We start from the raw sequence: 21969 nt of genomic DNA on the forward strand, positions 1-21969 counted from the left end.
AGTAGTTCGCCCAAACCAAAACACTCTTGTGGAGAAAGTTACGATCGACAACTTGCAAGCTGACCTGACAAACATCCTCAAACAAATCTGCGAATCTACTGGGTGGAAGTATGCTGAAGTGTGGATTCCAGACAGCAAGCTGATGCGTCTCCATCCCGCATATTATATGGTATCGGAGGAACTGGCTGATTTCCGAAAAGAATCGGAAAGTTTTACCTTCGCAGCAGGCGCGGGTTTACCAGGTCGCGTGTGGATGATGCAAAAACCGGAATGGATCGAAAATGTAGAGTTAGAACCTGCTATCTATTATCGATCGCATCTTGCCAAACAAGCCGGACTAAAAGCAGCTTTGGGTGTACCCATTCTGGCATCAGGCGAAGTTGTTGCCATATTGGCATTTTACAACGATGTGGCTCTACCGCTAGACGAGAATATAATAGCTGAATTTCGCGATCGCATTCAAACCTTAATATTAGAATTTAAACTAACTGAGTAAAACAGGTTAATCATGTTATACAGCAAAGTGCTGAGTGCAAACACAGTCGCTTCCTTGCTTTGAAGTCATATTGTGTCCGGTCGCATCGTTAGTATATGAGTGATATCGTCAAATTGTCTGTTTTCATCCTTGGTTAAATTTTTACCGCAGATGTAGACAGATACACGCAGATGAACGCAGATAAGAATAATCACACGACTTTTTTAGGTAACAGATGCTACCGGACATGATATCATCTAGTTTTTCAATCTAAAATCTAAAATCTAAAATTGTCTTAGGGCATCCACTCCAAAGCAATTCCGAAGCGAGTATCTTTATCTTGCCTTGCATTCTGCTTCTGAATATCTGTCGATATGCGGAAATTGCGAGTAACCGCATAACCAGTAGAAAGCGTCGTCAAACCCACTTCCTCATTCGTACCGGGAGACACCCAACTCTGAGTTAAAGAAATATCTGCTGCACCGCCGCGAGATAAAACTAACAGCAACTTAGCACCGACATTCAGCCCAGATGTTGTATATCGATCAGTTTCCAAATGCCGATAACCCACGACAGGTGCTATATTAATATAGCCGCCTAATGGTAGCACATAATAACGCAAATCTCCACCATAAGTTTGGCGATCGCCATTAAACGTGGTCTGAAAATCCCCACTCACCGTCAACCCAGTTCTACCGACAAACAAATCCTCCACTCCAACCATTGCACCATCCGCATCATCGGTAGAAGGAAACTGAGTATAACCCAACCGCACCCGCGTCCGAAAGCTGGGGTCATTCTTAATCTCGTGCAAAACATCCGGCACTTTTCGCATCCACCGCTGCAACACTGGACTATTTTCAATAATTTCTGGACTTAAATCTAAATCCCTAGCACCGGGAGAAGGACTTGCTGGTGGCGGGGTTTGACAAATAGCAGATGGTGTTACCAATGTCAAGCAACTGCCGATAAATAAAAGCGAGTAAATTAACTTCATTTTGAGTATTAAGTTTATATTTTAAATGCAAAGGAACGCAAAGGTTTACGCAGAGATCCAAGACCTTGGCAATTAGCTTATCATTTCGATCGACTTCTCTGCGTTCCTTTGCGTTTACCTCTGCGTTCCTTTGCGTTAAAAAAAGGTTCTGCCAAGAGCAGAACCTAGTCGATCGAGTATCAACAATGAAAACTAGCGCACTGTTCCTTCCAAAGCCGTCATATCGATCGGCTTATTAAAGTACAGCCGCAGCAACTGCCAACCATTCGAGACATAGTAAGGCAGCTTCTGGAAGAATTGCACGAACTTCGGCGTCTTCGAGTTTGCGATCGCACTCAACCGAGCATTATTCTGCACGCAAGTATCAAGCCGCTGGTAGAAGTCTGGACGCGCCACATCCAAAATCACCGGGAACACCCGTCCAGCACTTTCATTCGTCTTCTCAATCACGTGAATATCATAATCACGCGCATTCAGACCGAGCGTCGCATAGAAATCAGCCCGCTGGATATCGTTAAGATACATCGTAGCAAACACCGACAGCAGGAAGAACCGGCACCACAGCTTCGCCTTCCAATCATTCAAAGTTTGCGGCTGAGCTTTCATCACAGCATCGAAGAAATCGCCGTGACGGTTTTCATCCTGACACCAGTTTTCAAAGAAGCGGAAAATTGGATAAACCCGATGTTCGGGATGGGCTTCCAAATGGCGATAAATTGTGATATAGCGCCAATAGCCAATTTTCTCAGACAGATAGGTCGCGTAGAAGATAAACTTGGGCTTGAAGTAGGTGTAGTTTTTACTCTTAGTCAAAAATCCCAAGTCTAGCGACAAGTTGAAATCGGACAACGCCTTATTCAGGAAGCCAGAATGACGGGCCTCATCTCGCGACATCAGGTTAAAGCACTCTGCTAGGACTGGGCTTTTGTCCTTCAAACGGCGTCCCATTTCCTTGTAAAGCAGGAAGCCAGAAAATTCTGCCGTGCAGGAACGTTCCAGGAATTCAACGAATAATCGGCGAGTTTCTCCGCTAATAGAATCCCAAGATTGTTCAAATTCCGCATCTCGCACAAAGTGATGGCGATTGTAGTCAGCACGGAACTCTTCTAGAATCGCTCTCAGCTCATCTTCGTTAGCCGAGATGTCCATCTTCCCCATTTCCTCAAAGTCCGTGGTGTAGAACCGAGGCGTCAGGATGGTTTCCTTGGCTGGAACTTTAATTCCGGGCCTTAACTCTTCAAAGCTGGGTTTCTTCAGTGAATCTACCATAAGTTTTTTTGCTCTCTTCTTATGAGTCGATACTTATTATCGGGCGCTTTATTGGCTGCGTTCCAGTCTACCAAGCTAAGGGGGAGTAGAAGCTAGGTATTTGATTAAGACTTGCAACAGAATGTTAAGAAGGGGCTAGGGGCTAGGGGCTAGGGGCTAGGGGAAGAAGGGGGGGCAAAGGGGACAAGAGGGACTCTTTTTCCCAACCCATTACTGATGACTGCAACCGATCGCTCTTCAGAATATCTATCATTGGAACTGAAAGGTATTAGCGCGCTCGATCCATGAATGACCTTGGCACTAGCTATCTGCTTTGGTTGGCCTGCTTACTTCAGCTACACGGCCTGCATCGCCTGTACAACCGCAAATTTGCCACGGGGCTTTTGTGGCTGTGTACCTTTGGCTTATTTGGAATTGGGCAGGTAATAGATTTGGTTCTAATTCCCGGCATGGTGGAGGAACACAACACCAAGGTCAGAGCCAAACTGGGTTATTCTCCCACAGGCGTGCCTATAAATCAAGCTGCGGTTTTAAGAGTAGTGCCACCTACTCGCGACCAACTGATGGTCAAACTTGTCAAAGCGGCAGCTGCTAGAGGTGGGAAAATCTCCGTAACCCAAGCTGTAATGGACACGGGGATAGGCTTTGCCGAAGTGGAAGCCGTTTTGAAGGAAATGGTCAAATCTGGCTATGTCGGCATTGACAACCACCCTGTCTCCGGCGTCGTCATGTATGATTTCCTAGAGATCTGAACTACTGACTTAAGACTTAAGACTTGAAAAAATCCCTAGTGCAAGTGATCAGTGGTCAGTTGTCAGTGGTCAGTTGTCAGTGGTCAGTTGTCAGTAGTTACTTGTCAGTTGTCAGTTGTCAGTGGTAAAAATCAAGATTTCCAGAGCAATCATTGGCAATTTTTAGTGGTGAGTTATTTCCGCCATCCTGCACTAGCCCTTTGATAAGTTAAAAGAAAGTAAATTCTCCCTCTTCCCTCTTCCCTAGCCCCTAGCCCCTAGCCCCTAGACCCTAATTTCTCACCAACCACTTTTGCGCGTTCAATCGCTGAACGACACCAAACACCAGCAAATCTAGCGTAATTTTGCGATCGTCAATCAAGAAAGGTTCCAGGGTACTTGGTTTACCACCATTTTCAGCAAAGGAAAAAGCTCGTTGTCCTTGAATATCGTCTTTGATGAAATAGACGCGAAACTGACGAAAACCCTTATCCCAGTTACCGATGATTTGCCAGCATTCAGGTTCTTGTGCATAGCCAATCACCGGAATCTTTTGCTTTTCCAAAGAAATCTGTAAATCTTTGACGCCTTGTTTGGTAAGTCCTGCGGTTAAAGCTGGCAAGTAGTCTTGTTGAATAAATTCAACAAAGGGCTTGTCTTCAACTGCGGGAGCTTTCTCTTTTTTTGCAGCAGGTTTTTTGTCACCAGCTTTTTCATCTGAATCAGCACCTTCTTCTGCTTCTGCTTTAGGAGGTTTTTTGGCACCAGCTTTTGGTTTAGCAGCTTTCTCTTCTGCTGCATTAGGATTTGTTTCAGGATTTACTGCTGTTGGATCGGGTGCATTTGCAGTGGGAAGATCTGTCGCCACTGGCTCCTCAGTGCTGGGAGCGTGTTCTTCGGAAACGCTGGGAGCCTGCTCGTCAACAGTGCTGGGAGCTATTTCTCCGGCTTCGTTACGATCGGTTTCTTCTGCCATAGCTCAATTCAATTTTGGATTTTGGATTTTGGATTTTGGATGAGAGGATTTAACCACCAGCAACTGCCGGAACGATACTCACTTCGTCTCCATCTTGGAGGGATGTTTGGGTTCCATCCAGAAAGCGGATATCTTCGCTGTTGACATAGAAGTTCAAAAATCGGCGCGGTTCACCCTTTTCATCGCAAAGACGTCCTTTGATGCCGGGACAGCTTTGCTCTAGTGAATCTAGCAGTTCGCCAATATTGTTGGCGTTACATTCCAGGGTAGCGCGATCGTTGGTGAACTTTTGCAGAGCAGTAGGAACTAAAACTTTGACGGACATAATAGTCAGTAGTTAGTTGTCAGTGGTCAGTGGTCAGTTGTCAGTGGTCAGTTGTTAGTTGTCAGTTGTCAGTTGTCAGTGGTCAGTGGTCAGTTGTCAGTTGTCAGTGGTCAGTGGTCAGTGGTCAGTGGTCAGTGGTCAGTTGTTAGTTGTCAGTTGTCAGTTGTCAGTGGTCAGTGGTCAGTTGTCAGTTGTCAGTGGTCAGTGGTCAGTGGTCAGTGGTCAGTGGTCAGTGGTCAGTTGTCAATTATCAGTTGTCAGTTGTCAATTATCAGTTGTCAATTATCAGGAGTAGATCTACTCAGCACTTAAAAGTTACTTGTCAGTTGTCAATTATTAGGAGTAGATCTACTCAGCACTCAGCACTCAGCACTCAGCACTTAAACCAGGACTTGTTGCCATTCCAAACGATCGAGTGTTTGGGCTCGTTCTAAGGCACGCTCGAAACTTTCCAACTTCGGTTCGATTGTGAGCGGTTCGCCGATATAGCCTTGGATAGCTTCTTGGGTTTTCAGTCCGTTGCCGGTAATGTAGACGACGGTTGTTTCGTCGGGGTCAATTTTACCAGCTTCCACCAGTTTTTTCAGCACGGCAACTGTTGTACCACCAGCGGTTTCGGTGAAGATGCCTTCGGTTTCTGCCAACAGCTTGATGGCTTCCACTATTTCCGCATCGGTGACAGATTCGATATTGCCGCCAGTTTTCCGGGCTACTTCCAATGCGTAAATGCCGTCTGCTGGGTTGCCGATCGCAAGTGATTTGGCGATCGTACTCGGCTTGACTGGCTTGACAAAATCCCGCCCTTCCCGGAATGCTTGCGCGATCGGAGAACATCCTTCTGCTTGGGCACCGCTGAAGCGAACATCTTTTTCAGGAACTAAACCAACTTCGATGAATTCTCGGAAGCCTTTGTAAATTTTGGTGAACAGGGAACCCGATGCTAAAGGCGCGACGATGTGATCTGGCAATTCCCAACCTAGTTGTTCGGCAACTTCGTAACCCAGGGTTTTCGAGCCTTCAGAATAGTAGGGGCGGAGATTAATATTGACAAATCCCCAACCGTGTGTATTGGCGACTTCACAGCAGAGTCGGTTCACTTGGTCGTAATTTCCCTGCACGGCCATCACGGTGGGGCCGTAAATTAATGTACCCAGAATTTTACCGGCTTCCAAGTCGGCGGGGATGAAGACGCAACATTCCAGTCCGGCATGAGCTGCGATCGCAGCTGTTGAATTAGCTAAATTTCCAGTACTGGCGCAAGATACTGTAGAAAAACCCAACTCTCTAGCTCTAGTTAGGGCAACTGATACGACCCTATCCTTGAAGCTGAGAGTCGGCATATTGACGGCATCGTTTTTAATATATAGCTTTTTTAATCCCAGGCGACGCGCTAAGCGATTGGCGCGTACTAGCGGCGTCATGCCGGTTCCTACATCAATAGGGTTATCTGTTTCGACGGGTAGAAAGGCGCGATAACGCCAGATGGAATTTGGCCCCGCCTGAATAGTTTCGCGGGTAACCGTGCGGCGGATGGTGTCGTAGTCGTAAGCCACTTCCAGCGGGCCAAAACATAACTCGCAGACGTGAGTTGCTTTGGGTTCGTACTCAGTACCACACTCTTTACACTTGAGCGATTTGAATGTGGCTGCTGTCTTGGTTTGGGTTGCGATCGCCTGGGTCATAATTTCTGCTCTCTGTCTTAACTGTCGATTGATACTAACACGACCTTTAATCACCGTCAAACATACCCGACTTATTTTGTCGGGTATCCTCACTGGTCTATTCCCTCGCCCCTCCTCACAAAGTTCGTCAACCCTGGTTATTTTGTACAAAGATAAAAATAAATAAGTTCTCTTATGTATATAAATATGCAGACTTGTCTAATTAATTTTACTTACTTAGCTACTGGCTATAAGAAAGTAAATCCTCATATAAGTACGTGGGCATAATTAAACCTAAAACTGCCGTGCCCTTAGAAACCGGGTTTCTGGGTGTTCAGTTTATTTACGCCCACTCAGCAACAACTTCAACTACCAAAACCTGGCAATCTATATCAATAAATTGTAATATTTTATACTTTAGTTTGCTTAAAGCTGTCGCTATCTATAGTAAGTATATATCAGAAAAGCAAAAGATAGCAATTTTCAAGCCTTTCTTTTGGCGATAAAATTCTGTTGTTTGGCAATAGTTTTGCCGAAGATAATTTATCTGCCAAGTAAGTTTTGAATATTTTTTACCGCAGATGAAGACAGATGTAGACGCGATAGCGGCTGACCGCAGGGTACGCTCCGTAACCCAGATGAAGATGTCGCGTTTGGATAAATAAACGGCTTCTGGAAAAGTCACTCATTCAAAAGTCAAAAGAAAGAAAATTCTCCCTCTTACCTCTTACCTCTTCCCTTTTCCCCTCTTCCCCTAGTGCAGGATGGCGGAAATAACTCACCACTAAAAATTGCCAATGATTGCGCTGGAAATCTTGATTTTTACCACTGACAACTGACCACTGACAACTGACCACTGACCACTTGCACTAGCTCCTAGCCCCTTCCCCTATCCTCCGCTGACGGGTGGAATCAGCACCACTTCATCGCCATTTTGGAGTACGGTATCTGGCTCGACAAACTGGAGATTAACGCCAAAGCGGGTGATGTCGCGCCATTGTGCCAGTTCGGGATGTTCAGCGATTAGCCTATCCAGCACTGTTGCAACTCTTGTGGAAGCTGGGAACTCCAATACTAGGTCTGGAACGCCTAATGCTTCCTGATAAGCGGCGAAGAGTTTGAGTGCGATCGTTATTGAAGGCTCAGACATGAGAATTGATGGAGAAGGGCTGGAATTAGATTAGCGCGAATATTGTCGAGATGAGTCAAACTAGCGTGAAAATATTTTTACCAAAACCATACACCTCAGAGGAATTGTTGAAAAACTTGCATTTAGCGATCGCTATGGAATAGACAAATTAAGGCACTATTGTTGCTCTGTGATTTTTATTGTACATCGCTCTTAATCTGGTAGAATAGCAATTCTGTTACTGGCAATTTAGCTTCGCAATTAGCATTTATAGAATTGCAGAACTGATAAGATACTAACATAGGTTGCGATTGTCGGGGAGATCGAATCCCCCACAATCACAGCCTTTCATCCCCGCTAACCCTTATGGGTATAGCGAGGGTCTGACCGGCAGTCAAGATAAATTACTCATTCTTGAAGCTGAGTATAAAAGATTCAAGGTAACGGATGCAAATAGAACTTCCGCCAAATCAGGTATGAATATCTCCCCTTCTCCGAAAAATTCAAAACTCATCCTCGTCATCGACGACGACAGATTAATGCGGATACAGCTTCGCCGAGCGATGGAACAAGAAGGCTACCAAGTGGCAGAAGCGATCGACGGAGAAGAGGGTTTAGCCGCTTATACTTGCTTAAAACCAGATATAGTGCTGGTGGATGGGATGATGCCAGTGATGGATGGCTTTACCTGCTGTACGCTAATCCGATCGCTCCCAGGAGGGAATAGCACACCTATATTGATGATCACGGCGCTAGAGGATGAAGAATCAGTAGATCGAGCTTTTAAGGCGGGTGCGATCGATTATATTACCAAGCCCATCCATTTGGCAGTACTGCGTCAGCGGGTGCGTCGTCTGCTAGAGGCGAGTCGAGCCTCAGAAGAATTACGACAGCAGAGCGAACGAGAGCGACTGATAAATAAGATAGCTCAGCGCATCCGTCAGTCTTTGAACATCCAAGAAATACTCAACACAACTGTAGCAGAAGTTCGAGAATTTCTAGGGGCCGATCGCGTCCTGATTTATCGTTACGACTCCGACTGGAGTGGAAGCGTATTGGTAGAATCCGTAGAAAACCTTTGGACGCCTATTCTGGGTCAAAAAATTGCCTATCCTTATTTGAGTAAAAATTATGTTCCCTCCTACAAACAGAACCGTATTGAAGCCAAAGCAGATATATACACGCTAGGACTGCCCCAATGTTTGATCGATCTGCTGGCTGGATTTCAGGTAAGAGCCCATTTAGTAGTACCGATTTTACAAGATAATTCCGATCTGTTAGTTTTCAATTCCGAGTTAGAAAATTCAACTCAAAACTCCCAATTGTGGGGGCTACTTATTGCCCATCAGTGTAGCAGCCCGCGACAATGGCAGAAATTAGAAATTGAATTGCTCCAGCAATTAGCAACGCAAGTAGCAATTGCCATTCAACAATCCGAACTATATCAACAGCTTGGCAAGCTCAATACTGACCTAGAGCGGCAGGTAAATGAACGTACATCTCAGTTGCAACAGGCTCTCAACTTTGAAGCTATGCTCAAACGCATTACTGACAAAGTTCGCGATACCCTCGATGAAAGCCATATTTTACAAACAGCGGTGCAAGAATTAGTTCTGGGACTTCAAGTTAATTACTGCGGTACGGGGTTGTACGACCTCGAACAAGCAATTTCCACTGTTTGCTACGAGTACGCAACCTCATCGGCTTTATACCGGGGTCGCCTCGTGCAAATGGCTGATTTTCCCGGTATTTATTCTCAGCTTCTGCAAGGTCAATATCTACAATTTTGCGAAATAAATTTCCAGGCTATCCAGCCTATTAACAGTCCCTGTGCAGTCCTGGCTTGTCCTATCTTGGATAATCAAGGGGTTCTGGGTGACCTGTGGTTATTAAAGCATGAAGAATATGTTTTTAATGAATTAGAAATTAGATTGGCGCAACAGGTAGCCAATCAATGCGCGATCGCAATTCGGCAAGCTCGACTTTACCAAGCAGCACAAGGTCAAGTGCAGGAACTCGAAAAACTCAACCACCTCAAAGACGACTTTCTGAATACGGTTTCTCATGAATTAAAAACGCCTGTATCCAACATGAAAATGGCAATACAAATGTTGGAAGTTACCATGAATCGGGAATGCGGCTTTCACAGCAAAATAGCCGAAATCAACCCAGGGGAAAGCTCCACTGCGCGTTATTTCCACCTTTTGAATGACGAATGCGAGCGAGAAATTAGCCTAATCAATGACTTACTGGAATTGCAGGAACTCAACGCCGGAACTCACCTTCCCGACCCAAAAATCATCCATTTAGAAGACTGGATTCCTGATGTCGTAGAGCCATTTAAAGATATAACCTGGAACCATCAACAAATTTTAGAAATTGACATCGACCCCAAACTGCCTCCCCTTACCTCCGATCCATTCAGTCTCAAGCGCGTCCTCACCGAGTTGCTCAATAATGCCTGTAAGTACACTCCAGCCAAAGGTAAAATTACAGTAGCTGTTTGCTCTGAGAACGAAAAAATTCAGTTTAGAGTCACTAATTCAGGCATCGAAATTCCGGCTAGCGAATTAGCCCGAATTTTTGACAAATTCTACCGCATTCCCAGCAACGATCCGTGGAAATATGGAGGAACTGGACTGGGACTGGCGCTAGTGGATAAACTGGTAACTTATTTAGGAGGTTCGATACAAGTTCAAAGTAGAGCAACGCATACTTGCTTCTTAGTTGAGTTACCCATTAGCCATGACTTTTGAAGAATAAAGCGAGAGACAAAAACAACAGCCTAATGAATTTATTTACCTATGGCAGCTTATGGTTTTTACTAATAAAAAGTTCGGCTTTATGGAAATACGCGGTGTCTGGATTCCTAATACAGATTGCTTAGTTCTTACTTCCAAGCAACGCATTGCAGAAGCAATGGATTTTCTTGCCGCAACAGGATTCAACGTTGTATTTCCTGTCGTTTGGAGTAAAGGATTTACGGTTTATCCTTCTCAAGTGATGGGAAAATTATTTGGAATTGAGATTGACCCGCGTTACAAAGGGCGCGATCCTTTAGCCGATATAACTGCTGAAGCTTGTCGTGTAGGAATTGCGGTTATCCCTTGGTTTGAATATGGATTCGCCAGTTCTTACAACCAGAATGGCGGACATTTGCTAGCTAAAAAGCCTGATTGGGCTGCACGCGATCGCAACAACAATTTAGTTAAAAAGAATAATTTTGAGTGGTTGAATGCTTTCGATCCCGAAGTGCAAGATTTTATGCTGAGTTTGATTCTGGAAGTAGTCAATAATTATGATATTGCTGGCATCCAAGGAGACGACAGATTGCCTGCATTTCCCTCAGAAGGTGGCTATGATTACTTAACAGTTTGTCGCTATCGAGAGGAGTTTAATTGCCATCCGCCGCACAATTGCAAAAATCGACTGTGGTTGCAGTGGCGTGCTGATTTGCTCACTGATTTTTTGGCTCAAATTTATTGTGAAGTCAAAGCTATTAATCCCAATTTATTGATATCGCTCGCACCCAGTATTTATGATTGGGGATTCCAAGAATATCTGCAAGATACTAAATCTTGGCTAGATAAAGGATTGGTCGATATTATTCACCCACAGTTGTATCGTCGCGATTTCAATAGTTATAAATGTCTTGTAGATAAACTCGTTATAGAGCAGTTTAGCAGCAAACAACTTCAGCGTTTGGCACCTGGTATTCTGATGAATATCGGCTCATCTTACTGCATCAGTCCTGAGTACTTGTTGCAGGCAATTAGCTACAATCGTTCTCGCGGTATTTCCGGTGAAGTTTTCTTCTTCTACGAAGGTTTGCGAGCTGATAATGATGCTCTAGCGAAAGTTTTGCGAAATGGCCCTTATGCCGAAATTTGTTCGCCTTATCCTTAACAGGACTGGCACCTTAAAAAAGGTACGTTGTTGCGCTTTAGCGCCAGATTTAGCGCTAAAGCGCAACAACGTACCTACTACCAGCGTCAATCTTATGATTATAATAAAGGTTCTTCAGCTATTTCATTCAATCCAATTTGCTTCAATAAACTTGCCCAATCTTTTGCTAAATCGGCATCATTAGGATTGTCGCGACGCAGTTTAGCTAAAGTTGCGATCGTATCGTACCAAATACCTGCTTGTGCGTAAATGTTGATGCGATCGCGCATTGTTTTCGCCTTTTTTAGTTTGGCAACCAAGTCTGCACTCGGTTGAATTATTTGGATATATCCTCCTATAGCTTTAACTTTAGATTCGTCTTGAGAACTGCATATCAGTGCCAAATTCCAACGATAATTCTTCCCAACTTCTAGCGCTGATGATGTCGAAAGATCGGGAATGCTGAAACTAATCACACCCGACTTGCTGGGAATTCTCAAAGTAGTTTTGTATATTTGCTCGTTCTTCTCATCGCGCAAAGTAAATTCTGCTTCCTTTGCAGAACTTTGAGGAATATAGAAAAACCAGGTCGGGGATTGTGCAGTAGTTAAACCGACTAAATTTTCTGGAATTAATGCCGCTAAAGGTTTCTTATCAAGCAAACACTCATCTCGCGGCCCAGCAGTTACCGTGCGAGTGGGTTTGTCATCGACTGGTGGAGTAGTTTCCGCGCCTCGCGTGCCATCTCCTGATCTGCGCGAGGGGGCACCTCGGCGTGGTGGATGAAATCGTGGCCCACCAGGTATAGTGCGATCGGGCCTGCTATTAACGGGTGGTACGGGGTCGTCTGCCAGCACGAGTATTGGTAAGCTAAATGCAAATAAGCTTAAAAATGATGCAAAACTTAATATAATGGGGCGCGACTGCATGGGTATTAACTCTCTTTTGATATACTTTCAAGCTTACAACTAATGACACGATAAACATCAACTGTTTGCTGTTTTCCCTTCAATTCCAACGGCCCCCAAAACTCTACTTCAAACTGTCCCTGGAGGTGAATTAGAGTTTGCTTGGCAATCAGTATACGACAATCATCTACTTGACGATCTTTTTCACAACTTTCTAACCGGGCAGCAGTGTTTGTACTATCTCCAATTACTCCATATTCCAGGTGTTCTGTTCCTCCTAAACTACCGACCATTACGGGGCCAGTAAAAATTCCAGCCCGAATTTGAATGACTGGCAAATTGCGCGATTCCCAATCCCGATTTAATTCTTTTAAGCGCTTTCCCATCGCTAAAGCACAGTTGACAGACCTGACTGCATCTGCTGCTATTTCTGCTTCGGTGCTGCGTTCGATCGGCACTCCAAACACCGCCATTATACCATCGCCCATATATTTATTGATTACTCCCTGATGTGCGATGATTTCGTGAGACATTGCTCTCAGGTATTCATTTAACCAACTCATTAGAAGATCTGGCGGTTTTTCTTCTGATATTGTGCTGAAACCTTTAATATCGCTAAATAAGATAGTTGCAGTTAGTTTTTGCCCAGCTAGAATGCCGGATTTGAGTAGGCGATCGCGCTCTTTCCAAAGCGCATTTGCTATTTCCGGTGACGTTTGCTGCCCTAACAGCTTCATCACCATTTGTTGCTGCTGTCTCGACTGTTGAATTTGGTAAACAATGGCAAATCCACCAGTCACCATTAAAGCTATTGCAGGAGCAGCCAGAGGTATCCATCCACCCTGCATAAATAGCACAAAACCGCAACCAAATAACACCCCCAAACTTGCGATCGCCAACAACCCGAACACCAGGGGATTGTGAACTCGCCAACCGATGATGCTGCCCACAATTGCCCATCCCGCAATCCACAGCATTTCTAACCATTCATCAGCATACCAAAACAGGGGTTTATTGTCAATAACCGCACCGAGAAATTGGCTCACCATTTGGGCGTGGAGTAGCACTCCGGGCGTTTGCGGATTTCCTCGTTCAGCCGCATTGTAGGGAGTCAAGAAAAAATCTTTAACGCTGGGTGCAGTAGCGCCAATTAAAATAATTTTGTCTTTAATTAAAGCCGGATCGATTTCCTTATTTAAAACTTGCGTCAGAGTCACTTGACGCGCCACATTAGGAGAGCGGTAATTGAGCAGAATTTGATAACCACCAGCATCGATATTTTGATATCCACCAGAATTTGCTTTAAGTTTGACAAAGACACTTTTACCTAACTGGTAATCTTTGCTGTCAGTAATTTGCGGCTTGATACCTTTATCGGCCAAGTAAGCCAAAGCCAATCGAAGAGAAAGCGAGTGAAAAGAAGTTTTACCATCAGTAGTAAACATCAAATTGCGACGAGTCAAACCATCAACATCGTTGATAACATCGCTGAAACCGACACGCTCTTTTGGTATAATTAAGGGTGGAGGAATAGTTTCATCGTCTGTATTGCCGATAAAGGTAATCGCGATGATATTTGTTTTTTTTAATTGAGTTACCAGTTGATTGTGTCCTGGTTCGTAGGTGATATCGCGCACCAAATCTAAACCTATAGCTTTCGGATTGTGTCGTTGCAATTCTGCTAAAACTTGCGCCAAAACAGCGTCAGAAGGAGGCCATCTTTTCAGCGTTTGCCGAATATCTTTTTCTGTAATTCCCACTACTAATAATCGCGAATCTGGGCCGGGGTCGGAACGCAGCCGCACCATTTCATCGTAAACTGCCAATTCCCAAGATTGCAAACCTCCCAAATGCCGCACACCCAGCAATATCGCCGTGACTGCAATGCTGGTGACGAGAATAGCTGACACTTCGCTGTCAGCCAATCGCTGTACTATTTTAGACCATAATTTAATCTTTCCTGACATCTTTTTTGATTAACCGCAGACGAACAGAGACGAACTACTTCGACTAGCACTATTTTACCTGGGCTAACGGCGTAAATCGGATATAGCCGCTGCTAGTTTCAGCCCGCCACGGAATCAATTCCGTGGCTAATAGCGAAAGTCGGTTTAAACCGACTGAATTTCTCTTTTCTTCAGTCCGTTTTAACGGACTTTCGCTATTAGCCTGGGGTTTGAACCCCAGGCGGGCTTTCGCTATCAGCCCGCCATTTGAACCCCAGCGCACCAAAACCATCAACGAATTAAACGAACTTCCACCCAAATATCCCATTATTCCGCCTCCCCAATAATTGTAAACGCCGCCCAATGTTGCGGTGCAGGTTTAGACTTCATCACCGACAACATCGCATCGCGCAACGCCTTCGCCTTATCGGGATTTTGTTGCAAATTGCGATAAAATTCAGTCATCAACAACTTAGTAGAATCATCCCACACCGACCATAATGACACCACCACACTAGATGCACCCGCCGATATCAAAGCGCGAGATAACCCCATTACCCCATCCCCCGTTATCTCTCCCCTTCCCGTATCGCAAGCGCTGAGGACAATTAAATCCGCATTTAGTTTTAAATCGAATATTTCGTCAGCAGTCAGCAAACCATTATCTTTACCAGATGGGGCGAGGGCTATCGAACTTTGCAATGCTTGTTTGTCATTCAATAAGCCGTGAGTTGCTAGATGAATGATTCGCGCTGTTTGCATTTGTTGAATGACGGCTGCTTTTGTAGCTTGGTCACCTGTGATAAATTTGCTATTTAATAGTGTGGCAATTTCTTTGGCTTCTTCTAACGCAAAGGGTAAATCTCTATATCTTTGCGTGGGATTATCTTGACTGAATGGCATAGTCGGATTTCCGACAATTAGAACCTCTCCTCTTTCCCGCCTCCCACTAGCAGAGGAGATACTTTCCCCCCTCCCCGTCCCACGGGGAGGGGCTGGGGGTGGGGTTTTCTGCTTGTGCGTTAACTCCAAAATCTGAATTGAAGGTGCAGTAAGAATAGTATGTTTCTCTATCAAATATTTGCCATTTTCGTCAACTAGCGCGGGGAATGGCACTCGGAATAATGAGGCTTGAGGAATGAAAATTACTCGCGCATCGGGGTCGGTTGGTAATTCATTGGCAATTGGTTTTATTAATAAATCATAAACTTGTTTTAAGCTTCTGTTGGAGACTGGGTAGTAGGTGATTGGTTTGGTTTGACTGTCGGCTGCTTGTTGGTTGAATTGGATGTCTCTTGTGGCAATCATGCCGCCACGGTTGCGGTTATTGACGGCGGTGATGGGTTTATCTGGGGTGGTTTCTCTGCCTGTGGCGGCGAAGACGCGGGCGCGTTCGGCGACGCTTTCGAGGGTGGTGTCTAGGGATTTTAGGTCAACTTGTTTAAAGGCGATTTTTCCTGTAGGTTTGATTACCCAAATGTAGAGTATTTCATCCCACATCGTTGAATATTGAACGAGGGTGGCATTTTGTTCTTTGGCGATTTGTTGAATTTGTTGGATTGCTGGGGATGGTGCTTTTTGTTGGTTGTTGGTATTTTCTGATAAGCGGGAATATAATAAATCTACAAAGGCTCTGGCTCTACTGCGTTCGGCAATTTCTAAGGCGGGATTGATTTTGTTTTGGACTATTAGGGTATATTGCAGCCAACGGTAAGCGCCAGCTTGGGTTTCAAAGATAGAGATTTTTTGGTCGTCGGTTAATTTGGTGTCTCGCAGGGATTCCAAAACTTCTATGGTGGCGAATAGGGTTTTTTCGGCATCGGGATATTGATTCAGATTGTAATAAGTTGCTCCCATGTTGCCGAGAATAGTACCTTCCCCCGCCCGGTCGCCCACTTCTTTGTAAATGGCTAATGCTTGGTTTAAGTATTCCAAGGCTTTGGGGTACTGTCCGAGATTGCTGTAAACTGACCCAATACCAGTGAGAGTAGTACCTTCCCCCGCCCGGTTGCCCACTTCTTTGCTAATGGCTAATGCTTGTTGATAGAATTCCAAGGCTTTGGGGTACTGTCCGAGATGGTTGTAAACTAACCCAATATTATTGAGAGTAATACCTTCCCCCGCCCGGTCGCCCACTTCTTTGCGAATGGCTAAAGCTTTTTGATAGAATTCCAAGGCTTTGGGGTACTGTCCGAGATTGTCGTAAACTCCCCCAATATTATTGAGAGTAAGACCTTCCCCCGTCCGGTTGCCCACTTCTTTGTGAATGGCTAATGCTTGGTTTAAGTATTCCAAGGCTTTGGGGTACTGTCCGAGATTGTTGTAAACTCCCCCAATATTAATGAGAGTACCACCTTCCCCCGCCCGGTCGCCCACTTCTTTGCTAATGGCTAATGCTTGTTGATAGTATTCCAAGGCTTTGGGGTACTGTCCGAGTTTGTTGTAAACGAACCCAATATTATTGAGAGTAGTACCTTCCTCCGCCCGGTCGCCCACTTCTTTGCGAATGGCTAAAGCTTGTTGATAGTATTCCAAGGCTTTGGGGTACTGTCCGAGGTTGTCGTAAACTCCCCCAATATTATTGAGAGTACTACCTTCCCCCGCCCGGTCGCCCAGTTCTTTGTGAATGGCTAATGCTTGGTTTAAGTATTCCAAGGCTTTGGGGTACTGTCTGAGATTGTCGTAAACTGACCCAATATTATGGAGAGTAGTACCTTCCCCCGCTCGATCGCCCACTTCTTTGTAAATGGCTAAAGCTTGTTGATAGTATTCCAAGGCTTCTCGAAATCGACCTTGCCGATATTGCCGATTACCCTCTTGGAACAGCCGCAACGCCTCATCATTTCTATCTTGCGTCGTCTGCGCCTGCGCCGATACCATCGCACCTCCCAGGTTAATGCTTCCTGGCGACAAACGAAAACTCAGGGATATCAGCAGAGTTACACTGGCAAGGGTGAGGAACTGGAGACGGCGCTGCATAGATAGATGCCTCTTAAGAATTTGCTGATTTAGTCAGTTATAGCCTTTCGCATCATAATTTCTACTTAAATTTGTCTGAAAATAGTGCCAGCTTCCTGTGACGCACCTCAATGTTGAATAGCAATCTCCATCACCGCCGATATCCCCGACTTCTGGTTTTGTCAATTTAAATCTCACATTCCGCACCCTGTACTGTCACATTCGGTTTTTTCGGAATTTAGAGCGAGCAGTTTGTAATTTTTAGGACATTTAAATACGGAAATTCTTCTACCCAGTCACCAGTCACCAGCCCCCAAAAATTCGTGGTGTGACAGTTGAGGGTGCGGAATGTAGGTTGTAGGGGCGGGTTTTGTGGAGGATGGTGCTGTTTCGACAGTTTTTTCACTGCTAAACCCGCCCGTACTAAAAATTGCCAATGATTGCTCTGGAAATCTTGATTTTTACCACTGACAACTGACAACTGACAACTGACCACTTGCACTAGGGGCTCTCTTGCTAGGGTCAGAAGACTTTCATCGGTTGCTATATAAGAAGCGCGAGTAGTTGACCATACATCCTCATTGAATCCCAGTTGTCAAGCTTCACTAATGGCGCTAAATTAACAGACAGTATTGAAATTGGTTGAGTGGTGGAGTAAAAATTTTATGCCTACATACGATTATTTTTGTCCTAATAATAACCAAAAAATTGAAGTTCACCACAGTATTCACGAGAAAATCGCCACTTGGGGTGAGTTATGCAAGTTAGCTGAATGCGACGCAGGCAACACCCCTCCTGATGCCCCCGTGCAGCGGTTGATAACTGCGCCTTGCTTGTTAGTCCCTACATCCGATAGTGATTACAAAAGTGCGGGGTTAACAAAGCTGGTGAAGCGAGACTCTGGGGTTTACGAAAATGTCACTGCCAAGGATGGAGAGAGCCGTATTGTCACGCCCTAGTCCTGCTAGTATTTCTGGCTCTAGTGTAAGTGGTCAGTTGTCAGTTGTCAGTTGTCAGTAGCAACTGAAAAAAAATGGATAATCAAGTGCATGGAGATAGCCCCAGATCACGTTCATTTACTGGTTGAGTACGATCCTAATACACCTATTAATTCAATAGTTAAAGCTTTTAAAGGGCGCTCCTCTCGGTATCTTAGGCAAGAATTTCCACATTTGCTTAAACTTCCTACTCTTTGGACTCATGCCTATTTTTATGACACTACTGGTAAAGTAAGTTCAGCCATTATTGAAGCTTATATTAACGATCCACATCATTATAAGTAACGGCGAATAAATTCGCCGTGTCGCGTTTGGGCCCCGCAATAAATTGACGGGGCTACCACGCTTTCGCGATTTTTAGGTGTTTCCCGATAAAATATTTACAACGCATTTAGTCAAAGAGAAATTGTGAATTGAAGAATACACAGCTAAAAGGACGTGATAATCCATCGCGGGCGCGGGATCACTTGGCAAACGAGCGCACTTATCTGGCATGGATGCGTACTTCGATCGCGCTCATGGGTTTTGGCGTCGTCATCGTGCGGCTTCGCGCTTTCCACCCTCCCCTTGTCCCTCATCCGGGTAATGGCTGGAAGTTGGGTTTGCTGTTCTCCATGATTGGCCTAGTCACGGTTTTAATCTCAACACTGTATTATTTCGTCGTCCGTTATGCGATCGATGATGCCAACTACGAACCTTCAACCCGTCGGGTACTCTTCTTTAGCTTTGCCATTACGCTGTTGGGAGCCGGAGTTATTTATTTTCTTTTCGCAGCTCCCCTCAGCCCACTGAGTTCAGTTGTTCCTGAGTAATTGCAGCAAACAGCAATATTTGTTGCCGATTTCTCAGGAATATGCGTGAAGAGGAAAAGTTTTTGCCCGTTTGGGTTTGACATAAACTTGCTGTTGCGGTTCCAGTTGCAACTGCTTAAATAGCTCTCTGGTGAGATTTACCGTCACTAGCTGACCATCCCTGAGACTCAACTCAACAATAACTTCCCAACCTAAATGCACAATGCGATCGACCTTAGCTTGGGCAGCAGTTTCTTCATGGTGAGTCTGGATAACGATATCGTGAGGGCGCAGAAACACATGAGAATTTGTAGATTCCATGTTGTTAAGGCCAAAAATACCAGCGCTATTCGGTAGCACATTCACAGGGCCAAAGAAACTCATCACAAACGGGGTTGCTGGATGGTCATAAATATCTGGGGGAGTGCCTACCTGTTCGACCCGACCTTTGTTAAACACCACAATTTCATCGGAGAGTTCCATTGCCTCTTCTTGATCGTGGGTAACAAACACGGTGGTGACGTTAACTCGTTCGTGCAGGTGTCGCAGGGAAGCTCGCAGTTCTTTGCGAACTTTGGCATCCAAAGCCCCAAAAGGCTCATCCAATAGAAGTACCTGGGGATCTACCGCTAAGGTTCTCGCCAAGGCGACCCGTTGTCGCTGTCCGCCAGAAAGTTGAGATGGATAGCGCTCGGCCAAACCCCGCAACTGTACTAAGTCTAAAAGTTCTTCTACCCGTTCTCGAACATAATTTGCGCGTGCTTTGCGTAACTCCAGACCAAAAGCAACGTTCTGGCGGACAGTCATGTGCTTGAACAGGGCATAGTGCTGAAACACAAAGCCAATCCCCCGCGATTGCACGCTTGAGGCTGTCACTTCGCGATCGCCAATCCAGATTCTGCCACTATCTGGGGCTTCGAGGCCCGCAATTAGCCGCAGTAACGTGGATTTCCCCGACCCCGAAGGCCCCAACAATGCCACCAGCGTGCCACTTTTAATCTCCAAATTGACCGACTCAACTGCCTGAAACGAGCCAAATCTTTTCGATACGTTCTCTATCAGAATGCTCATAATTGCCCTTTACCCTGAATTTTCCTTTAGTGGGGGTTGACTTTGTGAAAAACCGCATTTGGTGGAACGGCTTTCTGTAATCTACGGTTACTCGCTCAATTTACAGTACTTTTTAGCATAGATCTAGATACACCACTGATTTTGGTGAGATTTCTTGACATTTGGTCAGGCTGAGTTTATTTGCGATCGCGCCCACTAATACTGATATTGCAAGCGCTCTAGACTTTGTGTTGTCAACTTTACCAAACTTAATCTACACTTACTCTATCGGAATTAGGGAGTTATTGGTAGAATGCCTTTAAGATGCAATTTTTCTAGGCTTGAGATTTCTGCCAAGTCCGAGCTAAGACCCTTCCACCCAACTGGAGTCTACAATGGCCAGACTGCAACTTGAAGACAGTACGATTTACACAAATCTCGGCGATATCGCAGAGGAACTTGCACCCCTGAATATCGAGATCAGGCGCTTGCCCTTAAAGAAGCCCCATACTACTGAGTTACTAGCGCAGGACATTCTGACCCTGAGTCAAAAGGAACAAATATTAGCTGCTGCTGACGACTACTTTGAGGAATTCAAGCATACTGCTGGCTATCAATGGCGCGAATTGACGGTGCTGCACCCTGGTTCGCCCTATCTCTACGCACTAATAAGCCAATTCGATCGCTGCCACACCCATCTAGACGACGAAGCCCTCTACATACTCGCCGGAGAGTGCATCTTCGGCTTCGTACTACCTGATGGCAGCCAAATGGAATTAATAGTCGAAGCCCAAGATTATATCAATGTGCCATCTGGCGTTGAACATTGGTTCCGTCCCACAGGGTCACTTCATCTCAAAGCAGTGCGCTACTTCACCACCGTAGGCGGCTGGATGCCTCAATACACCGACACTGAAATTTATTTCCGCAAAGCTATGGCTAGGAAATATCCCGGCAACTGTTCTTGACTTGAATCATTAGCTATAACATCGGTTCGCGAGTTATAAGTAGATGCCTTTAAGCCATTTTTCAGTCGCAATTTATAGTCCGTCTTCATTCTTTCAACCCAGGAATAATTAGCAATGACCCCCTTTACTCCCACAACAAATGGTGCTTATGTGATTACGCGACGTAAATTTGCACGAGGTTCGCTACTTGTTTTAAATCAAGATTACCTATGGCAAATTGAATCTGGGGTTGTTCGCACCATGACATGGCGGGAAGATGGAACCTGTATCACTTTTGGGTTGTGGGGGCCAGGAGATATTGTTGGTAGAGCTATATCAAAAGCCGATCCCTATCAAATTGAATGCTTAACCGATCTAGAGGCAACATTATTGCCTGCGAGTAGGTGGTATCAAGCTACTGATGCTATGCTCCTGCATATGCAGCGATTAGGAGAATTTTTGGAAATTGTACATAGTAAACCTATTGAAACCTCACTTCTACTGCTGATAAGTTGGCTGGGCAAAAGATTTGGGCGGGAGGTTGAGCAAGGACAAATCATCGATCTGCGCTTAACCCATCAGCAAATGGCTGAAATTGTGGGATCGAGTAGAGTTACTGTCACTCGAATGCTCAATAATTTTGAAAAGCAGGGAATTATTGAGCGCGTTCATCGCAAATTGGTTGTGGTGCAAGAACCGTCCCTCTGGCATTATGAAATTTAGGCTCTCGGCTCTTCCGTACTTACTATGCTATTTGAGTAGAGGGGGAGAGGAGAAAAGAAATAAAAATGTTCTTAAGTGAACAAAAGCATAGCAACTCCGAAAGAGCCAAACGACGTATTCGCGCTGCTTATGCCCGGTTGCTGCGTAAGTTTGATTAAAATAAGTGATATTAAGTAGGTGGGCATAAATAAACTGAACTC

General features: G+C 45.1%; 21 protein-coding genes and 2 pseudogenes. 11 read left to right on the forward strand and 12 right to left on the reverse strand.

The annotated features are described in order from the left end of the window. Positions 1-28 precede the first annotated feature (28 nt). Positions 29-496: a GAF domain-containing protein gene (locus LAY57_RS06795; RefSeq protein ID WP_249065578.1), complete on the forward strand. Its 468-nt coding sequence runs from the start codon at positions 29-31 to the stop codon at positions 494-496. Positions 497-770: 274 nt separating this feature from the next. Here LAY57_RS06795 and LAY57_RS06800 read toward each other — a convergent pair whose 3' ends face one another. Further along, positions 771-1472, reverse strand: coding sequence for a hypothetical protein (locus tag LAY57_RS06800; protein ID WP_249065579.1), 702 nt, complete (start codon positions 1470-1472; stop codon positions 771-773). 192 nt (positions 1473-1664) lie between these two features. After that, positions 1665-2741 (reverse strand): magnesium-protoporphyrin IX monomethyl ester (oxidative) cyclase, encoded by a 1077-nt coding sequence (gene acsF, locus LAY57_RS06805; RefSeq protein WP_249065580.1) that lies wholly within the window; start codon positions 2739-2741, stop codon positions 1665-1667. Positions 2742-3025: 284 nt separating this feature from the next. Here acsF and LAY57_RS06810 point away from each other — a divergent pair, with 284 nt between their 5' ends. Continuing rightward, a complete protein-coding gene (locus LAY57_RS06810; RefSeq protein WP_249065582.1) occupies positions 3026-3493 on the forward strand; it encodes an NINE protein in 468 nt (155 codons plus the stop codon). A 271-nt stretch (positions 3494-3764) separates the two neighbouring features. Here the strand turns inward: LAY57_RS06810 and LAY57_RS06815 are convergent, their stop codons facing one another. Beyond that, entirely contained in the window at positions 3765-4448 is a 684-nt protein-coding gene (locus LAY57_RS06815; protein WP_249065583.1) for a DUF2996 domain-containing protein, read from the reverse strand. A 49-nt stretch (positions 4449-4497) separates the two neighbouring features. Next, positions 4498-4773, reverse strand: coding sequence for a MoaD/ThiS family protein (locus LAY57_RS06820; protein ID WP_249065585.1), 276 nt, complete (start codon positions 4771-4773; stop codon positions 4498-4500). Between the two features lie 72 nt (positions 4774-4845). On the opposite strand from LAY57_RS06820, the pseudogene LAY57_RS36135 reads away from it, so the two are divergent. Together LAY57_RS36135 and LAY57_RS36140 are read left to right on the forward strand one after the other, a co-directional pair. Beyond that, positions 4846-4950, forward strand: a pseudogene (locus tag LAY57_RS36135) (hypothetical protein); the annotation flags it as partial. Continuing rightward, positions 4901-5068: a hypothetical protein gene (locus LAY57_RS36140; protein ID WP_338022367.1), complete on the forward strand. Its 168-nt coding sequence runs from the start codon at positions 4901-4903 to the stop codon at positions 5066-5068. The pseudogene LAY57_RS36135 and the gene LAY57_RS36140, both read left to right, overlap by 50 nt. 85 nt (positions 5069-5153) lie before the next feature. Here LAY57_RS36140 and thrC read toward each other — a convergent pair whose 3' ends face one another. From thrC to LAY57_RS06840, 3 genes are all read right to left on the reverse strand, one after another. After that, the gene (gene thrC, locus LAY57_RS06830) at positions 5154-6455 is read right to left on the reverse strand and encodes a threonine synthase (RefSeq protein WP_249065642.1); all 1302 of its coding nucleotides are present in this window, start codon (positions 6453-6455) and stop codon (positions 5154-5156) included. 668 nt (positions 6456-7123) lie between these two features. Further along, entirely contained in the window at positions 7124-7291 is a 168-nt protein-coding gene (locus LAY57_RS06835; protein ID WP_249065587.1) for a hypothetical protein, read from the reverse strand. A 32-nt stretch (positions 7292-7323) separates the two neighbouring features. Next, positions 7324-7584 (reverse strand): MoaD/ThiS family protein, encoded by a 261-nt coding sequence (locus LAY57_RS06840; RefSeq protein ID WP_249065589.1) that lies wholly within the window; start codon positions 7582-7584, stop codon positions 7324-7326. Between the two features lie 455 nt (positions 7585-8039). Here LAY57_RS06840 and LAY57_RS06845 point away from each other — a divergent pair, with 455 nt between their 5' ends. Together LAY57_RS06845 and LAY57_RS06850 are read left to right on the forward strand one after the other, a co-directional pair. Further along, positions 8040-10319, forward strand: a complete 2280-nt coding sequence (locus tag LAY57_RS06845) for a GAF domain-containing protein (protein WP_249065590.1) — start codon at positions 8040-8042, stop codon at positions 10317-10319. 88 nt (positions 10320-10407) lie between these two features. Next, positions 10408-11469, forward strand: coding sequence for a glycoside hydrolase family 10-like protein (locus LAY57_RS06850; RefSeq protein ID WP_338022368.1), 1062 nt, complete (start codon positions 10408-10410; stop codon positions 11467-11469). A gap of 98 nt (positions 11470-11567) precedes the next feature. Here the strand turns inward: LAY57_RS06850 and LAY57_RS06855 are convergent, their stop codons facing one another. The 4 genes from LAY57_RS06855 to LAY57_RS06870 form a co-directional block, all read right to left on the reverse strand. Next, positions 11568-12377: a DUF928 domain-containing protein gene (locus LAY57_RS06855; RefSeq protein ID WP_249065594.1), complete on the reverse strand. Its 810-nt coding sequence runs from the start codon at positions 12375-12377 to the stop codon at positions 11568-11570. Between the two features lie 5 nt (positions 12378-12382). Further along, the gene (locus LAY57_RS06860) at positions 12383-14323 is read right to left on the reverse strand and encodes a CHASE2 domain-containing protein (RefSeq protein ID WP_249065595.1); all 1941 of its coding nucleotides are present in this window, start codon (positions 14321-14323) and stop codon (positions 12383-12385) included. Between the two features lie 306 nt (positions 14324-14629). Continuing rightward, positions 14630-17281 carry a CHAT domain-containing protein gene (locus LAY57_RS06865; RefSeq protein ID WP_249065596.1) on the reverse strand — a complete coding sequence of 884 codons (2652 nt, stop codon included), beginning with the start codon at positions 17279-17281 and terminating at the stop codon, positions 14630-14632. A gap of 217 nt (positions 17282-17498) precedes the next feature. After that, on the reverse strand, positions 17499-17762 hold the full coding sequence (locus LAY57_RS06870; protein WP_249065597.1) for a hypothetical protein: 264 nt from the start codon (positions 17760-17762) through the stop codon (positions 17499-17501). A gap of 163 nt (positions 17763-17925) precedes the next feature. Between LAY57_RS06870 and LAY57_RS06875 the strand changes: the two genes are divergently transcribed. The 3 genes and pseudogenes from LAY57_RS06875 to LAY57_RS06885 all read left to right on the forward strand — a co-directional run bounded on the left by LAY57_RS06875 (position 17926) and on the right by LAY57_RS06885 (position 19070). After that, positions 17926-18219 carry an FmdB family zinc ribbon protein gene (locus LAY57_RS06875; RefSeq protein ID WP_249065598.1) on the forward strand — a complete coding sequence of 98 codons (294 nt, stop codon included), beginning with the start codon at positions 17926-17928 and terminating at the stop codon, positions 18217-18219. Between the two features lie 54 nt (positions 18220-18273). Then, positions 18274-18543 (forward strand): annotated as a pseudogene (tnpA, locus tag LAY57_RS06880) (IS200/IS605 family transposase); the annotation flags it as partial. Positions 18544-18671: 128 nt separating this feature from the next. Continuing rightward, positions 18672-19070: a YidH family protein gene (locus LAY57_RS06885; RefSeq protein WP_249065600.1), complete on the forward strand. Its 399-nt coding sequence runs from the start codon at positions 18672-18674 to the stop codon at positions 19068-19070. Positions 19071-19103: 33 nt separating this feature from the next. Here LAY57_RS06885 and LAY57_RS06890 read toward each other — a convergent pair whose 3' ends face one another. Next, positions 19104-20120 (reverse strand): sulfate/molybdate ABC transporter ATP-binding protein, encoded by a 1017-nt coding sequence (locus LAY57_RS06890; RefSeq protein WP_249065602.1) that lies wholly within the window; start codon positions 20118-20120, stop codon positions 19104-19106. Positions 20121-20494: 374 nt separating this feature from the next. On the opposite strand from LAY57_RS06890, the gene LAY57_RS06895 reads away from it, so the two are divergent. Together LAY57_RS06895 and LAY57_RS06900 are read left to right on the forward strand one after the other, a co-directional pair. Further along, positions 20495-21067 carry a cupin domain-containing protein gene (locus LAY57_RS06895; RefSeq protein WP_249065603.1) on the forward strand — a complete coding sequence of 191 codons (573 nt, stop codon included), beginning with the start codon at positions 20495-20497 and terminating at the stop codon, positions 21065-21067. Between the two features lie 114 nt (positions 21068-21181). Next, positions 21182-21769, forward strand: a complete 588-nt coding sequence (locus tag LAY57_RS06900; RefSeq protein WP_249065604.1) for a Crp/Fnr family transcriptional regulator — start codon at positions 21182-21184, stop codon at positions 21767-21769. Positions 21770-21969 lie beyond the last annotated feature (200 nt).

This window comes from Argonema antarcticum A004/B2 (genome assembly GCF_023333585.1).
Taxonomy (GTDB): Bacteria; Cyanobacteriota; Cyanobacteriia; order Cyanobacteriales; family Aerosakkonemataceae; genus Argonema; species Argonema antarcticum.

Excerpts from the sequence above, each read along its gene's own strand:
- LAY57_RS06890 (WP_249065602.1), bottom strand. The coding sequence starts at position 20,120 with ATGAGCATTCTGATAGAGAACGTATCGAAAAGATTTGGCTCGTTTCAG.
- LAY57_RS06810 (WP_249065582.1), top strand. The coding sequence starts at position 3,026 with ATGAATGACCTTGGCACTAGCTATCTGCTTTGGTTGGCCTGCTTACTT.
- LAY57_RS06900 (WP_249065604.1), top strand. The coding sequence starts at position 21,182 with ATGACCCCCTTTACTCCCACAACAAATGGTGCTTATGTGATTACGCGA.
- LAY57_RS06855 (WP_249065594.1), bottom strand. The coding sequence starts at position 12,377 with ATGCAGTCGCGCCCCATTATATTAAGTTTTGCATCATTTTTAAGCTTA.
- LAY57_RS06850 (WP_338022368.1), top strand. The coding sequence starts at position 10,408 with ATGGAAATACGCGGTGTCTGGATTCCTAATACAGATTGCTTAGTTCTT.
- LAY57_RS06815 (WP_249065583.1), bottom strand. The coding sequence starts at position 4,448 with ATGGCAGAAGAAACCGATCGTAACGAAGCCGGAGAAATAGCTCCCAGC.
- LAY57_RS06895 (WP_249065603.1), top strand. The coding sequence starts at position 20,495 with ATGGCCAGACTGCAACTTGAAGACAGTACGATTTACACAAATCTCGGC.
- LAY57_RS06875 (WP_249065598.1), top strand. The coding sequence starts at position 17,926 with ATGCCTACATACGATTATTTTTGTCCTAATAATAACCAAAAAATTGAA.
- LAY57_RS06840 (WP_249065589.1), bottom strand. The coding sequence starts at position 7,584 with ATGTCTGAGCCTTCAATAACGATCGCACTCAAACTCTTCGCCGCTTAT.
- acsF (WP_249065580.1), bottom strand. The coding sequence starts at position 2,741 with ATGGTAGATTCACTGAAGAAACCCAGCTTTGAAGAGTTAAGGCCCGGA.
- LAY57_RS06845 (WP_249065590.1), top strand. The coding sequence starts at position 8,040 with ATGAATATCTCCCCTTCTCCGAAAAATTCAAAACTCATCCTCGTCATC.
- LAY57_RS06865 (WP_249065596.1), bottom strand. The coding sequence starts at position 17,281 with ATGCAGCGCCGTCTCCAGTTCCTCACCCTTGCCAGTGTAACTCTGCTG.
- LAY57_RS06820 (WP_249065585.1), bottom strand. The coding sequence starts at position 4,773 with ATGTCCGTCAAAGTTTTAGTTCCTACTGCTCTGCAAAAGTTCACCAAC.
- thrC (WP_249065642.1), bottom strand. The coding sequence starts at position 6,455 with ATGACCCAGGCGATCGCAACCCAAACCAAGACAGCAGCCACATTCAAA.
- LAY57_RS06860 (WP_249065595.1), bottom strand. The coding sequence starts at position 14,323 with ATGTCAGGAAAGATTAAATTATGGTCTAAAATAGTACAGCGATTGGCT.
- LAY57_RS06800 (WP_249065579.1), bottom strand. The coding sequence starts at position 1,472 with ATGAAGTTAATTTACTCGCTTTTATTTATCGGCAGTTGCTTGACATTG.